Source organism: Pseudoalteromonas sp. SG44-5 (genome assembly GCF_014164175.1).
Classification (GTDB): Bacteria; Pseudomonadota; Gammaproteobacteria; order Enterobacterales; family Alteromonadaceae; genus Pseudoalteromonas; species Pseudoalteromonas nigrifaciens.
This window is the reverse complement of sequence record NZ_JACJES010000006.1, coordinates 107,285-120,289: the sequence shown is the minus strand read 5'-3', so window position 1 is coordinate 120,289 and position 13,005 is coordinate 107,285. Positions and strand designations below refer to the sequence as shown.

Sequence of the window (13,005 nt, the reverse complement as noted above, 5' to 3'; positions counted from 1 at the left end):
TTACCTTACTTTTTGTATTTAAAAACTTAGCCTAACCGGGCTTAACCCGCCCTTAATTTTGTGGCGGGTTTATTCTGCTATAAGTTAAAATTAGTAACTAAAATTAGTAGCTCAAACAAACTCATTAAGGCCTGTTTGACGCTAAGTTAGAATTATTTTTGCTGTAAATTTTTCCATAACAATTTACTGATATTATCGATAAAGATCGGATCTTCTGTTTCCATGGTTAACACTATTTGTTTATTCATTTGGGTTTTATTTTGAGCGTAAATCCAACGGTTTTTATTAAACTGTTGTGCAAAGCCCAGCGCACCTGCTTGTAATTGAGCTTCATCGGCAAAAATAGCTTCTACTACTTTGTTATCTAATAACTCTTGTGCTCCTACTCGCATACCCGACATAGCTAAACGGTTAAAAAAGGCTTGTGGAATAGCTTTATTAATAATAGGAAACATTGAGGGTAAAAATGGCACCATCACATCGACTTCAGGAAAACAAAAAAATCCTTTATCAGATTTCATTAGCCTAAAATCACAAGCGCAGGCCAATACTGCACCATTACCAAAAGTATGGCCGTTTAACGCGGCAATAATCGGCATAGGAAACGTAACAATGCGTTTTAATAACGCGGTTACATCGCTCATAAAGCCGGCAATTGTTTCTGGGGTATTACTCGTATTAGCCATCCACTCTAAATCGATTCCCAATGACCAATTTTTTTCACTGTTAGATGTAAGCACCACCGACTTAATATTTTTATCGGCTTCTATTTGATCAAGATGCTGATTAAACTCAGCCAAAAACTCTGGATTATGGCGGTTTTCGGGGGTATTCATGGTTAAAACGGCCGTGCTTTCTTCGGTTTTTATTGCTATAAAACGTGTCATTTATTCCCTCATTTTTCATTATTTTAATTATTAATGCTGTTTCAGCAGCGCGTTTTTGTTATTAATACACTCAAGCTTGGTTTAGTGTTTTTACGCACAACTTTACAAATAAACGTTTAATTCCTGTATTTATCAATTTTAAACGCAGTAACCTACTAACGAGTGTAAGCTAAACGAATATTAAAAGTAAATTCGATTTTAGTTACATTACCTTAAATACAACTAACTTTGCTTACATTTGTCACGAAAACTCAAAAACTCATCTTAACCATTGTCTGCAATATTTAGATGAGCCAACATAAGGAAATAACATGCAGTCGCAACAGCAAAGTTTAATTTACCTACACATTGCCGTATTACTCTTTGGCGGCACTGCGCTATTTGCAAAGTTAATTGGTTTAAATGCACTCGACATTACCGTGTATCGTGCAGCCATAGCCGGCATCGCTATTTTTATTTTGCTCAGCATGCAAAAAAAGCCGATTAAGCTAAACCAAGGTAAAGATTACTTAATTGCCCTGTTACTCGGTGTGGCAGTAGGCATACATTGGGTAACTTATTTTGCGGGAATGCAACTTGCTGGGATCACCATTGGTATGTTGGCTTTTTTTAGCTACCCGGTAATAACCGTGTTTTTAGAACCGTTTTTTCATAAAAGTAAGCCCAAAGCAAAAGATATTATTAGTGCGGCGGTAGTGTTAATCGGCATTTATTTATTAATACCTAATGCAAATTTAGGGAATGATGTAACACTTGGGGTGATCACTGGGGTTATTTCGGCGTTCTTTTTTGCCATTCGTAATATCATTCATAAGCGCTATTTTAATCAATACGGTGGCCCGCAAACCATGTTTTATCAAACCTTGGTTGCCAGCCTAATGCTTTGCGCGTTTATTGAAGTGCCTATTTATGCGACCACTAATCACGATTTGGTGCTTATTTTAGTTGCGGGAGTTATATTTACCGCAGCTCCACACTCATTATTTGCTGCCAGTTTAAAGCATTTATCGGCGGCAACCGCGGGGCTAATTGCTTGCCTTCAGCCACTTTACGGCACATTATTAGCTATTATTATTTTGCATGAGCGCCCCTCTATCGCCACTTTTATTGGTGGTGCATTAATTGTTAGCGCTGCTTGTTTTGAAACTTGGTCTATTGCACGGAAATCACGCCAATGAAAGTATTTGCCCATCGCGGTGCCAGTGGGCACTTTCCAGAGAACACCCAAAGCGCCATTATTGCGGCCTTACAAATAGGCGTTGACGGCATTGAAGTAGATGTACAAAGCGCACTTGATGATTACATGATCATTCACGACACTTGGCTTGATAGAACCACTAACGGCGTAGGTAAAGTGTGTAACTTTACTGCTGCTCACATTATGCAACTCAATGCTGGTAATGGCGAAAAAGTACCAACTTTACAGCAACTTTTTGATTGGAATAATAATCAAACACTCTTAAATTTAGAGCTAAAACATACTTTTAATCTTGAACAGTTTGCAGCTCAAGTTGAAAAAAACATTACAGAAAAACGCATATCAGCAGATAACATTTTAGTGTCGTCGTTCGATCATCATCAACTAGCCTGGTTAAAAAAACGCTTACCTTGGCTAAAAATGGGTGCACTAACGTCATCTATACCAATTAATTATGCAAAGTTTGCTGAAGACTTAGGCGCGTACAGTGTTCATGTAGATAAAAACTTTATAAATAAAGCCTTTGTAGATGATGCAAAACAACGTGGTTTAATAATTTATGCGTACACTGTAGACAAACAACAAGATATAAAGCTGATGCTAGATTTAGGTGTGGATGGTATTTTTACAAATTATCCGGCACAAACTAAAGCTTACTTAGGTGATTAATAATAACCAAATGGTCTGTACATAATGAGTAGCTATATGCGAATTTATAATTTTTTAGAAAAAACACTTTTTTTTACCTTAACGCGCAAAATTGTGGGTAATTTAAGTTTTGTATTTTTATTTCAGGCTATTACTTTATTTTGGCTGTATGAAAGCTTAACCCTAAACCAACAAAGTACTGGGTTATTTTGGGCATTAGCTTTAGTGATTGTGGCTGGCTTTATTTTCACCCTATTTTATATGCGATTTTTAATGGTGCGCCCAGTAAAGGCAATGCGCGACACGCTAATAAATATAAACCAGCAAGATGCAGACTTATCGGCAAAGTTACCCCATTTTACTTATGATGAGTTCCGTGAACTAAGCGAGCAATACAATCTTTTTACTACTCATTTAAATCAGCTACTAAACACAACCTACAATAGCGCCCAAGCTGGTGTGCAAAGTACCGAGCAAGTAACTCAGTCTATGCAACAGACTGAGCAATTAAGCGGACAACAAATACATTTAAGCCATACAATTATAAATGCCAGCAACCAAATAGCGCAGAGCTTACAAAATATAGTAAGTAATACCGACAGCGTGCATAAAGTAAATAATGAGCATTTAAATTTTGTTAAGCTTTCGGCAACAGAGTTGTCGGCCTTAGTGCAACAAGTAAAATTAATAACCGATATGCTAACCGGCTTTTCGGCAACTATTTCAGGCTTAAAAGAAAACAGTGAAAACATTCGTAGCATTTTAAAAATGGTGGAAGAGTTTTCTGATCAAACCAATCTACTAGCCCTAAATGCCGCCATTGAAGCAGCAAGAGCCGGTGATGCGGGACGTGGTTTTGCGGTAGTTGCCGATGAAGTGCGTACTCTTTCAATTAAGGTAAGTGGTGCAACGCGGCAAATTAGTGATTTTATAAACCAAATGAACGAGCTAGTAAACGAAACAAATAAAGAGTCAGAGCAATTAATTACTCACTCACACAATGCGCAAAAATCAATTAATAGTACTTCTAATGGTTTTACTAATATGCTTACTGAATTTGAGCATAACCAGCAACAGTTACAACAAATTGCCGAGGCTGTGCACTTACTTGAGCAAACACAAAATCAAACCCACCAATCGGTAGAGCATATTGTAGCGCTTGGCGAGCAAGCCAAACAAACCATAGATACAGCACTTAATGATTGCCAACAATCACAAACCCTCAGCCAACAAACACAACAACAACTGAAACGCTTTGTGCAGTAATACCTATTTTATTAAAAATAGGTATTTGCTAACAAGCTTATGGGTATAACAAGCGTTTTACCCATAAGCTAAATATGTTAAATTACCCAGCTATTTATTTAACCGTGTGATGCATGTGAGCGACGCAGTTCCTGATTATAAAAACCTTGCCCAACAAATTAAAGCGTGGGGACAAGAGCTTGGCTTTAGCGAAGTAGGTATTACTGATATAGACTTAAGCAAGCATGAAACGCAGCTGCAACGCTGGCTCGACGCCGGCTACCATGGCAATATGGATTACATGGCCGCTCATGGTATGAAACGCGCTCGCCCTGCTGAGTTAGTGCCCGGAACGCAGCGTGTTATTTCGGTAAAAATGAATTACCTGCCCCCCGATGCAGGTTTTGCCAAAACCCTTAAAAACTCAGAAAAAGCGTATATAAGTCGCTATGCTCTTGGCCGCGACTACCATAAATTAATGCGTAATCGCTTAAAAAAATTAGGCCAAAAAATAGAGCTCGAAATTGGCGAATACGGTTTTAGGCCTTTTGTCGACTCAGCCCCGGTACTTGAGCGCCAACTTGCTGAAAAAGCAGGCTTGGGCTGGCGCGGTAAACACTCATTACTTATTAATAAAGAAGCCGGTTCTTGGTTTTTTTTAGGTGAGTTATTTGTTGATTTACCGCTGCCCATAGATGCAGAAAACACCTTTGAAGGCTGTGGTAAATGCGTAGCTTGTATAACGCTATGCCCAACTGGCGCTATTGTTGAGCCCTACGTGGTAGATGCACGTAAGTGTATATCGTACTTAACCATTGAGCTACAAGGCCCTATTCCAGAGCAATACCGAACATTATTAGGTAACCGCATTTATGGTTGTGACGACTGCCAATTAGTTTGCCCGTGGAATCGTTATGGCCAACTTACCGACGAAAATGATTTTCATCCGCGCACCCAATTAAAAGATAAAGACCTGCTTGAGCTGTTTGCTTGGGATGAAGCCACTTTTTTAAAAAACACCGAAGGCAGCCCTATTCGTCGTATTGGCCACGAGCGTTGGTTGCGTAATTTGGCTGTAGGCTTAGGTAATGCTGAATTTAGCCCTAGCATTATTCATGCCCTAGAAGATAAAAGCTTAGCTTGCAGTGAACTGGTTTTAGAGCATATAAATTGGGCGCTGCAACAGCAACGCAATAAGCAAGGTACTATACTGCGTAAAACCGCAAGGCTTATCAGAATTGTTGAAAAAGGCCTACCCCGCGACGCTTAAATGTTTAGGTGTGGAGTAAGCACTTTTAATTAATCGCTACGGTTATAGGTGCTTACCAAAAATAGTTAAGCTGTAAGGGTTATTATCCATAATGGCCACCTGTGGTAACTCGCCCCACACACTAAAATTAAAGTGTTTAAATAGTTTAATACTGGGTAAATTATGACTAAAAATGAACCCTAGCAGCACTTTAATGTTAAGTTGCTTAGCTTGCGTTTGGGCAAACTCCATTAGTGTTTTACCTAAACCTTTGCCTTGTGCTTTAGCGGTAATATAAATACTTATTTCTACCGTCCCTTCGTAAGCTACGCGCCCATAAAACGGTTTATAACTAAGCCATGCTAACACTTGGTCATTTTCAGAATATACATAAATTGGCCGCTGAGAAGTGTGACTATCAAACCAAGCTTGCTTGTCGGTAACGCTTACCTCTTCGGTATCGGCGGTAACCATTCTGCTGGCAATGGTTTCGTTATAAATTGCGACTATAGTTTTTAAATCTTCTGGGCGTGCTAAACGGATTGTCATAAGGTCTAGATAAGGTTGATCAGTTGCGTTTATATTAGCGTATCATTGAGGCTATAAACAATATGTAACCTTTTAACTTTAGGCATTAAAAATGATAAAAATAATATTATTAGCATTAATGGCGTTACTTGTACCCGCATTAGCTCAAGCGCAAAGCACGGCTGAGCACCCCATTAAAAAACAAAATAACTGCCAAGACTTTACTAACGTTACTTTGCGTAAACTACGCTCAAAAGAGTTTGTTAACTTATGCCAATTTGAAAACCAACCGCTGCTAATTGTTAATACAGCGAGTAACTGTGGCTTTACGCCGCAATTTGCAGGGCTTGAAGCGGTTTATAATAAATATAAAGATCAAGGCTTAGTGGTATTGGGATTTCCTTCTGATGATTTTTTTCAAGAAGAAAACAACGAACAAGACACCGCCAAAGTCTGCTTTGTTAATTACGGGGTTACTTTCACTATGCTTGCCACCAGCGCAGTGCGCGGCAGCGATGCAAACCCTATTTTTAAACACTTAAATAGCCAAACCAGCTCACCTAATTGGAATTTTTATAAGTATTTAGTGTCTGCTGATCGTAAAACAATTACGCGCTTTAACAGTAAAGTAGCCCCCGAATCAGAAAAACTAACTGCAGCAATTGAAGCGACATTAGCTATTAACTAGGTTAAAACCGTTACAATTAGTTTAAACTAACTAAAATACACGTTAGTATGATTAAAAAACAACCAGATTAATTATTAGGAGATTTTATGACAGTGGCAAGCGCAAGACATATATTAGTAGATAGTGAAGCACAGTGTTTAGATTTAAAAGAAAAAATTGAACAAGGTGAAGACTTTGCTGTGTTAGCAAAAGCACACTCTAACTGTCCTTCAGGTCAAGATGGCGGTGCTCTTGGTGAGTTTGGCCCAGGTATGATGGTGCCAGAGTTTGATAAAGTGGTGTTCTCTGCGCCAATTAATCAAGTACAAGGCCCAGTACAAACACAGTTTGGTTACCATTTACTTGAAGTAACCAGCCGTTCAGAGTAACTTATTCTGTACTGTAAATTTTGAAAAAAGCCGCTTATGCGGCTTTTTTATGGAGTAATTATGCAACTATTTGGTTCTGTTACCTCGCCTTATGTACGCCGTATTAGAATATGGGCGCTGGAAAATAACTGCGATTTAGAGTTTATTAATCTGGATATTTTTTCAGCGCAAGATCGCCCAACTATGGTGAGCAAAAACCCAGCACGCAAAATCCCTATTCTCGTAGATGGCAATTTAACCCTTAGTGATTCAAACTCAATACTGCGTTATTTACTTGAAAAAACAGCACAGCCAAAATTAACTTGGCCGCAAGAGCACTTACTTACCACTATTAATGCCTGTAATGACTCTTTAGTGGAAATGCTTTTATGCCAGCGCTCTGGTTTTGATACGCAAAGTGATGCGTTATTTTTTAATTTGCAAAACGAACGTATTGTTGAAACATTACACTTTTTAAATGATCATTTAACTGATGATGAATTTAAAGGCTGTGAATACCTCAACATCAGTTTATACTGCCTGCTTGATTGGATTTGCTTTCGTGAACTAACCGACATTAGTCAGCATTCAGCGCTTGTTGCTTTTTATGAGCAATATGGCCAACGCCAAGCAGCAATAAATACCAGTCCTAGTCATTAATTTAAAAAGGTAAACACATGAGCGATATCGAGATTGAATCAGAACTAGTCAACTTTGTTGAAAAAGTACGTATGAGCGAAGTAATTTGGGCACTAGGTGCAGAAGATAATGGCTTTGTAGTGTGTGATTCAAATCAATTTGACGAGACTGACGTATTACTACTTTGGGAAAGCGAAGCGGCTGCTAAAGCTCAGTGTAAAGACGAGTGGAAAGAGTACAGCCCAGTAGAAATTGGCCTTGATGAATTTTTAGATGAATGGGTTGAAGACCTAAACGAAGACAATGCTTTAGTTGGCCTTAACTGGAATGACGACCAAGTATGCGTAGAAATTGAACCAGTAGGTTTAGCACGCGCATTAAGTGAATAATTCACTATAGCTTAATTAATAAAGCATAAAAAAAGCCAACTGCATTCGTGCTAGTTGGCTTTTTTGTTTTAATTAATTAGGTATAAGTATTTATACCCAAAACATACTCGCATCTTGCTATGTTTTGGGTATAAAATGTATTTTGTCATTATTTTCAAGGTACACCGTTGAAAACCCATCTTGGTCGCCGTCCTTTTTCAGCTATGGAGCTGCACACACTTTACACTGGCTATATTTATGGCGATATGCGCGTGGTGCGTGAACAAGCAAAACATTGGCATTTTTGGTTGCCATTAATTGCTTACTATACGGGCGCTTATAGTGACGAAATAGGCTGTTTAACACTTGATGACTTAACTGTTGAGCAAAACATTTTATGTTTTAGTTTTCATACCCACGGAAAAATAAAACCGCGACTTATTCCTGTACATCAAGCGCTAATTAATGCTGGCTTTAACGACTATTTAGCATTTATAAAAAGCCAAAACCAACAGCGATTAATGTTCGACTTGCCAGCTAAAACCGGTCGCTACAGCGAAAAAGTTCGCATTTGGTTTAGCGGCGAAGGCGAGCGCGCTGGTTACTTACAAAAATGTGCAATTCCAAACATTGACCAACTCGGAATGAAAACCGCTATAAGTAGCCTGCGGCTTAACTTTGAGCAGCAAGTACGTATTTATGCACTGCAAGCCAACTCTAAAGACGCGTTTAATTATTTAATGGGCTTTAACGAATACCCACACCCAAATTATAGCAATGTAGCAGTGTTAAATAGCATAATTGGGCAAATTCGCGTTATTAACTCACAACTGCATTGGCAGCGCTTTATCAATCGCGATAGTCACTGACAAACTTTGTTACTCTTTACTCGTCCAAATCCGGGGTTATTCGATTACTCCATAAAAGAAAGCTGCTAGGATATCCGCATATAATACCGTTTCTATTGAAGTAGCGTGGTAACGCTGTCTGCTTTAGTCATTTATAACAATAATAAACTAGGGATACTATGTTTCTTAAAAGCCTCTTAACCGTAAGTGTTGCATTCGCGATGAACGCAGCAAATGCTAACGAATTCGTAATTGAAAAACTCGCAAAACCAAGCAGTCAATCAGTGTCGTTAACACTCGATCCAAGCCAAGATACCTTTACTGGAATGACTGAAATTATTTTAGAAGTACTCAAGCCAACTAACTACATAGAACTAAACGGCGTGGCTTACGCAACTAAAATGGCACAATTACTTGGCGAGCAAAATTGTGACTTAAACAGCGAAATGCTCAAAACCGGTAAAGTAAAATTTAGCTGTGATGAGCAAATTCAGCCGGGTAAATACACCTTAAAAATTGATTTTTCAGCGCCATATAATCGCCAAAGTGTTGGGCTATATAAAACATTAGATCAAGGTACACCTTACTTATTTACTCAGTTTGAAATGAGTGATGCGCGCCGTGCATTTCCGGTGTTTGACGAGCCAAGCTACAAAATTCCATTTCAGCTCACTATTACCGCGCCTACCTCACAAAAAGTATATGCCAATACACCTGAGCTTAAAACTACAGTAAATGGCGACATGACCACCCACTTTTTTGATAAAACACCGCCTATTCCTTCTTATTTAGTAGCAATGGCTGTGGGCCCTTTTGAAGAGCTTAATGTTGAAGGTATGTCGGTGCCAGGGCGCGTAATTACCCCACAAGGTAAAATTCATTTAGCCCAGTACGCAAAAGAAAACATGCCAAAAGTACTAGGCGCACTTGAGGCGTATTTTGGTATTCCTTATGTGTATCAAAAACTAGATTCGGTGGCTGTACCTGAATTTCCGTTTGGTGCCATGGAAAACTCAGGACTTGTAACCTACCGAGAAGATATTTTATTGGTTGATTTAGCTGCCGCTACGCGCAGTAAAAAACAACGCAATGTGTCTATTATTGCTCACGAACTTGCACACCAATGGTACGGTAACTTAGTAACGATGAAGTGGTGGAACGATTTATGGTTAAACGAAGCGTTTGCTAGTTGGATGGCGGCAAAAATTACCAAGCAACTAAACCCTGAATTTGAATCGCACCTAGATTTACCACAAAATAACGTTATGCCACTTGATGCACGTTTGAGTACTAAACCAATTCGTAAACCAATTAAAACCGAAGCCGATATTATGGATGGTTTAGGCCTTGCTTATAGCAAAGGTAGCTCGGTACTTGCTATGGTTGAAAACTGGATAGGTGAAGAGGCCTTTCAAAAAGGTATTCAAAATTACTTAAAAGAATTTTCCTATAAAAATGCCGAAGCTGCCGATTTATGGCAAGCACTTGGCAAAGCTTCTAATAAAGATGTAGCGAGTGTTTTAAAATCGTTTATTGAGCAATCTTCCTACCCACTGATTAAAGTAGCTCAGCAAGGTAGTAAAATAACTATATCGCAAAGTCGCTTTGTAAATGCCGGTGTTGATGCGCCTGAGCAATTATGGAATGTGCCTGTTGCAATTAAATATGGCGCGGGCGATAAAGTAAAAACAGCGAACGTATTACTTAATAAACAAAGCCAAACGCTAGATTTAGATTTTGCACCCGAGTGGATTTATCCCGATCAAGGCGCATTGGGTTATTACCGCTGGGTGATGGACGATGCACAGTTTAGTGCGCTTATCGACAATGCTGCTGACAAGCTAGATGACCGCGAACGTTTAGCGTTATTATCTGCTACCGATGCACTACTTGATGCTGGTGTTATATCGGCCGCTAAGTTAATGCAAACGCTTGAAGTATTTATAAGCGACAGCCACCCTCGCGTTGCTAATACCGCGCTGGGCTATTTAGTATCGCAACAACGCACCTTTAAAGACGATAGCAATAAAGACTTATGGCCTAAATTTATTCGTGGTGCAGTAACCCCCGCGGCTAAAAAATACGGCTTAGAGGCAAAAGTAGGTGAAGATGGCGCTATTTCACAACTTCGAGCTGCGGTTGTATCGCGTTTAGGTTTTGATGGCGAAGATCAAAATGTGATCAATAAAGCAAAACAGCAAACTCAGGTTTATTTAAACGATCCACAAAAAGTAGACCCGTACTTAGCAGGTACTTATTTAACTTTAGCTGCTTTTAACGGCGATAAAGCGTTGCTTGATCAATTTATGGCAACCTTTAAAACCACCAAAGATCCACAAGTACGTACTAATATGCTCTCGGCTATGGGCTACTTTGCAAAACCTGCACTGCAAAAAGCAGTATTGGCTTACAGCTTAACAGATGAAGTAACCGCATCCGACATGCGCACTATTTTAGCAGGACAAAGCTATACTGATGAGCGCCAAGCGCTGTTTATTGACTGGGTTTACAGTAATTACGATAAAGTAACAGCAAGCTTACCGCCGTTTTTTATCCCTAACCTACCGTATTTTACAACTGCAAATTGTGATGCAAATAGCTTTGCCACAACACAAAGCTTCTTTAATACTAAGTTAGCTGAAATACCAGGTTACGCTCGTACTTTAAGTAAACTAGAAGAAAGTACTAATGATTGTATTGCACTGAAAAATCGTGAGCTTGAATCGGTTAATAACTTCTTAAAAGGTAAGTAGCTATATTAGGGTTCTAGGTTTTATTTTAGAGCGTAGAGCTGATAACAAAACCAAGCTTCGTAGCTAATAATTTACTGCGAGCTTGGTTTGTTTTTTACTAATACCTAGCATTTTGCGCTGTGGTGTTAAATTTACCAGGCTTTAAAAAAGCGCGGCATACTGCCTTGCCTACTTATAACCTAAACCCAGCTTGGCCGATATTTTGTTAAATCTGAAGCCTGAAAGCTGATTTATAAACCTTTACTATTACCCGCCTAAAATCATCGTTAGTTTAGCAATAAAATCTTTTGCTGCTTGCTCAGAGTTTATTTTAAACGCGACACCATAATGAATCGGCTGTGCACTTTTATAAATGCGCGTAGGAAAACGCGTCATTTCGCTACTATGAAAATAACCCTGAGTACGCACTACCCCATCAATATCGGTAAAATCATCACTAAACACTTCAAATGCTGGGCGAATTATAATTTTACCTTTGCCGCCTTCACTGTGCGTGTAAAACGCTTCTTTTGAATTAACTAACATGTATTCGGCAATATTCTTTATTTTAAAATTACTTCTACACTCTAATTTAATTAGCTGCTCAGTAAGCTCGTCTGCACTATAAGCCACGTTGTAATCCCTATTAGTTAAATTTGCGCATAACCTTAACGCATACGCATTATAAAGTCTGAAATTTATTTAAATTAGTCCTCAGCTACATCACAAACAAAAGCAAGTTTGTCGTTGTTATAACTCATACGGGTAATATTGGTATGGCAATAGGGTGTTAAATCCAGCCATTGCGATACAGTGTTATTGCCACTAAGGTTACGTTGGTAAACACGGTTGTTAAGCGCATAAGCCAGCGTACTGTCGTCTTTTAAGATAAAGTCTTGTACTTGTAGCGGCAATCTAAGTAAGTTTTCTACCTGCTTAGTTTGTGGATTAAAACGCGCTACAATATGTTGCTCATTTTGGGTGTAACTAAATATAAACTGCGCCATTGTATGATTGTAAATAAGCGTACGACCAATGTTTTTTGCCACAACTTGCCCTTTTGCCGCTGCAACCAAGCTATATTGTAATGTATGTGGCTCACCTAAAATAAACATTACTAAATCGTTATTTATACCCCATGCGTGATATCCCACTGGCTCTATCCAGTCAAAAATACGACTTGCTGCAACTTCGCTATCAAGCGGATATTGCCATAGCTTTTGCTTGCCATTGGCCTCTACCACAATTGCCGATAAGCTTTGTTTATTTGGCATTACGGTTGGTGAGTATTCGCTTACTGGCGTATTGGTTATATTAATAATTTGTTTTGTTGCAAAGTCGTAGTAAGCAATATCGGTTTGGCTTTGCTCAATACTTAATACTTCATGGGTAAAGTAAACACCATTATTGTGTATATGAGGCTGATTATTATAACTATCACTGTCGCTCACAATAGTAACTTGCAGGCCATAAGGAGTATTTAAATCGGCTAATAATACTTGGCTTTTGGGCATACTTGCCTGTGCTACTGAGAGCGTTAAAGCGCTTATTGAAAACAACCCTAGTAGTGGTTTTAAAAATTTCATGCTCTATCTCGTTTTATTTTTAAGCACCCCATGATAACGTTA

General features: G+C 38.9%; 14 protein-coding genes. 10 read left to right on the top strand and 4 right to left on the bottom strand.

The genetic code is table 11. The features are described 5' to 3' along the window. Positions 1 to 152: 152 nt before the first annotated feature. The gene (locus H5079_RS09205) at positions 153 to 887 is read right to left on the bottom strand and encodes an enoyl-CoA hydratase/isomerase family protein (protein ID WP_086993265.1); all 735 of its coding nucleotides are present in this window, start codon (positions 885 to 887) and stop codon (positions 153 to 155) included. A 311-nt stretch (positions 888 to 1,198) separates the two neighbouring features. Here H5079_RS09205 and H5079_RS09200 point away from each other — a divergent pair, with 311 nt between their 5' ends. From H5079_RS09200 to queG, 4 genes are all read left to right on the top strand, one after another. Next, positions 1,199 to 2,065: a DMT family transporter gene (locus H5079_RS09200; protein ID WP_179806989.1), complete on the top strand. Its 867-nt coding sequence runs from the start codon at positions 1,199 to 1,201 to the stop codon at positions 2,063 to 2,065. Beyond that, positions 2,062 to 2,754 (top strand): glycerophosphodiester phosphodiesterase family protein, encoded by a 693-nt coding sequence (locus tag H5079_RS09195; RefSeq protein WP_182683933.1) that lies wholly within the window; start codon positions 2,062 to 2,064, stop codon positions 2,752 to 2,754. Before H5079_RS09200 ends, H5079_RS09195 begins: the two co-directional genes overlap by 4 nt. A 24-nt stretch (positions 2,755 to 2,778) precedes the next feature. Next, the gene (locus H5079_RS09190; protein WP_041454561.1) at positions 2,779 to 3,999 is read left to right on the top strand and encodes a methyl-accepting chemotaxis protein; all 1,221 of its coding nucleotides are present in this window, start codon (positions 2,779 to 2,781) and stop codon (positions 3,997 to 3,999) included. Positions 4,000 to 4,108: 109 nt separating this feature from the next. Then, the gene (gene queG / locus H5079_RS09185) at positions 4,109 to 5,248 is read left to right on the top strand and encodes a tRNA epoxyqueuosine(34) reductase QueG (RefSeq protein ID WP_220488969.1); all 1,140 of its coding nucleotides are present in this window, start codon (positions 4,109 to 4,111) and stop codon (positions 5,246 to 5,248) included. Between the two features lie 42 nt (positions 5,249 to 5,290). Here queG and H5079_RS09180 read toward each other — a convergent pair whose 3' ends face one another. Continuing rightward, positions 5,291 to 5,776, bottom strand: a complete 486-nt coding sequence (locus H5079_RS09180; protein WP_011329134.1) for a GNAT family N-acetyltransferase — start codon at positions 5,774 to 5,776, stop codon at positions 5,291 to 5,293. Positions 5,777 to 5,867: 91 nt separating this feature from the next. Between H5079_RS09180 and H5079_RS09175 the strand changes: the two genes are divergently transcribed. From H5079_RS09175 to H5079_RS09150, 6 genes are all read left to right on the top strand, one after another. Beyond that, positions 5,868 to 6,443, top strand: coding sequence for a glutathione peroxidase (locus H5079_RS09175; RefSeq protein WP_182683932.1), 576 nt, complete (start codon positions 5,868 to 5,870; stop codon positions 6,441 to 6,443). 86 nt (positions 6,444 to 6,529) lie between these two features. Then, on the top strand, positions 6,530 to 6,811 hold the full coding sequence (locus H5079_RS09170; protein ID WP_011329136.1) for a peptidylprolyl isomerase: 282 nt from the start codon (positions 6,530 to 6,532) through the stop codon (positions 6,809 to 6,811). A gap of 60 nt (positions 6,812 to 6,871) precedes the next feature. Beyond that, positions 6,872 to 7,450 carry a glutathione S-transferase family protein gene (locus H5079_RS09165; RefSeq protein WP_011329137.1) on the top strand — a complete coding sequence of 193 codons (579 nt, stop codon included), beginning with the start codon at positions 6,872 to 6,874 and terminating at the stop codon, positions 7,448 to 7,450. A 17-nt stretch (positions 7,451 to 7,467) separates the two neighbouring features. Further along, positions 7,468 to 7,818, top strand: coding sequence for a DUF2750 domain-containing protein (locus tag H5079_RS09160; RefSeq protein WP_011329138.1), 351 nt, complete (start codon positions 7,468 to 7,470; stop codon positions 7,816 to 7,818). A 167-nt stretch (positions 7,819 to 7,985) separates the two neighbouring features. After that, a complete protein-coding gene (locus H5079_RS09155; protein ID WP_011329139.1) occupies positions 7,986 to 8,666 on the top strand; it encodes a hypothetical protein in 681 nt (226 codons plus the stop codon). A gap of 158 nt (positions 8,667 to 8,824) precedes the next feature. Next, positions 8,825 to 11,398 carry a M1 family metallopeptidase gene (locus tag H5079_RS09150; RefSeq protein WP_089368724.1) on the top strand — a complete coding sequence of 858 codons (2,574 nt, stop codon included), beginning with the start codon at positions 8,825 to 8,827 and terminating at the stop codon, positions 11,396 to 11,398. Between the two features lie 246 nt (positions 11,399 to 11,644). On the opposite strand, the gene H5079_RS09145 is transcribed toward H5079_RS09150, so the two are convergent. Both H5079_RS09145 and H5079_RS09140 read right to left on the bottom strand, forming a co-directional pair. After that, positions 11,645 to 12,010, bottom strand: coding sequence for a hypothetical protein (locus H5079_RS09145; RefSeq protein ID WP_011329141.1), 366 nt, complete (start codon positions 12,008 to 12,010; stop codon positions 11,645 to 11,647). A gap of 74 nt (positions 12,011 to 12,084) precedes the next feature. Further along, on the bottom strand, positions 12,085 to 12,963 hold the full coding sequence (locus tag H5079_RS09140) for a hypothetical protein (RefSeq protein WP_086993260.1): 879 nt from the start codon (positions 12,961 to 12,963) through the stop codon (positions 12,085 to 12,087). Positions 12,964 to 13,005 lie beyond the last annotated feature (42 nt).

Bases quoted from the DNA above. Each gene is read 5' to 3' on its own strand.
- H5079_RS09205 (WP_086993265.1), bottom strand. From the start codon at position 887: ATGACACGTTTTATAGCAATAAAAACCGAAGAAAGCACGGCCGTTTTA.
- H5079_RS09200 (WP_179806989.1), top strand. From the start codon at position 1,199: ATGCAGTCGCAACAGCAAAGTTTAATTTACCTACACATTGCCGTATTA.
- H5079_RS09195 (WP_182683933.1), top strand. From the start codon at position 2,062: ATGAAAGTATTTGCCCATCGCGGTGCCAGTGGGCACTTTCCAGAGAAC.
- H5079_RS09190 (WP_041454561.1), top strand. From the start codon at position 2,779: ATGAGTAGCTATATGCGAATTTATAATTTTTTAGAAAAAACACTTTTT.
- queG (WP_220488969.1), top strand. From the start codon at position 4,109: ATGCATGTGAGCGACGCAGTTCCTGATTATAAAAACCTTGCCCAACAA.
- H5079_RS09180 (WP_011329134.1), bottom strand. From the start codon at position 5,776: ATGACAATCCGTTTAGCACGCCCAGAAGATTTAAAAACTATAGTCGCA.
- H5079_RS09175 (WP_182683932.1), top strand. From the start codon at position 5,868: ATGATAAAAATAATATTATTAGCATTAATGGCGTTACTTGTACCCGCA.
- H5079_RS09170 (WP_011329136.1), top strand. From the start codon at position 6,530: ATGACAGTGGCAAGCGCAAGACATATATTAGTAGATAGTGAAGCACAG.
- H5079_RS09165 (WP_011329137.1), top strand. From the start codon at position 6,872: ATGCAACTATTTGGTTCTGTTACCTCGCCTTATGTACGCCGTATTAGA.
- H5079_RS09160 (WP_011329138.1), top strand. From the start codon at position 7,468: ATGAGCGATATCGAGATTGAATCAGAACTAGTCAACTTTGTTGAAAAA.
- H5079_RS09150 (WP_089368724.1), top strand. From the start codon at position 8,825: ATGTTTCTTAAAAGCCTCTTAACCGTAAGTGTTGCATTCGCGATGAAC.
- H5079_RS09140 (WP_086993260.1), bottom strand. From the start codon at position 12,963: ATGAAATTTTTAAAACCACTACTAGGGTTGTTTTCAATAAGCGCTTTA.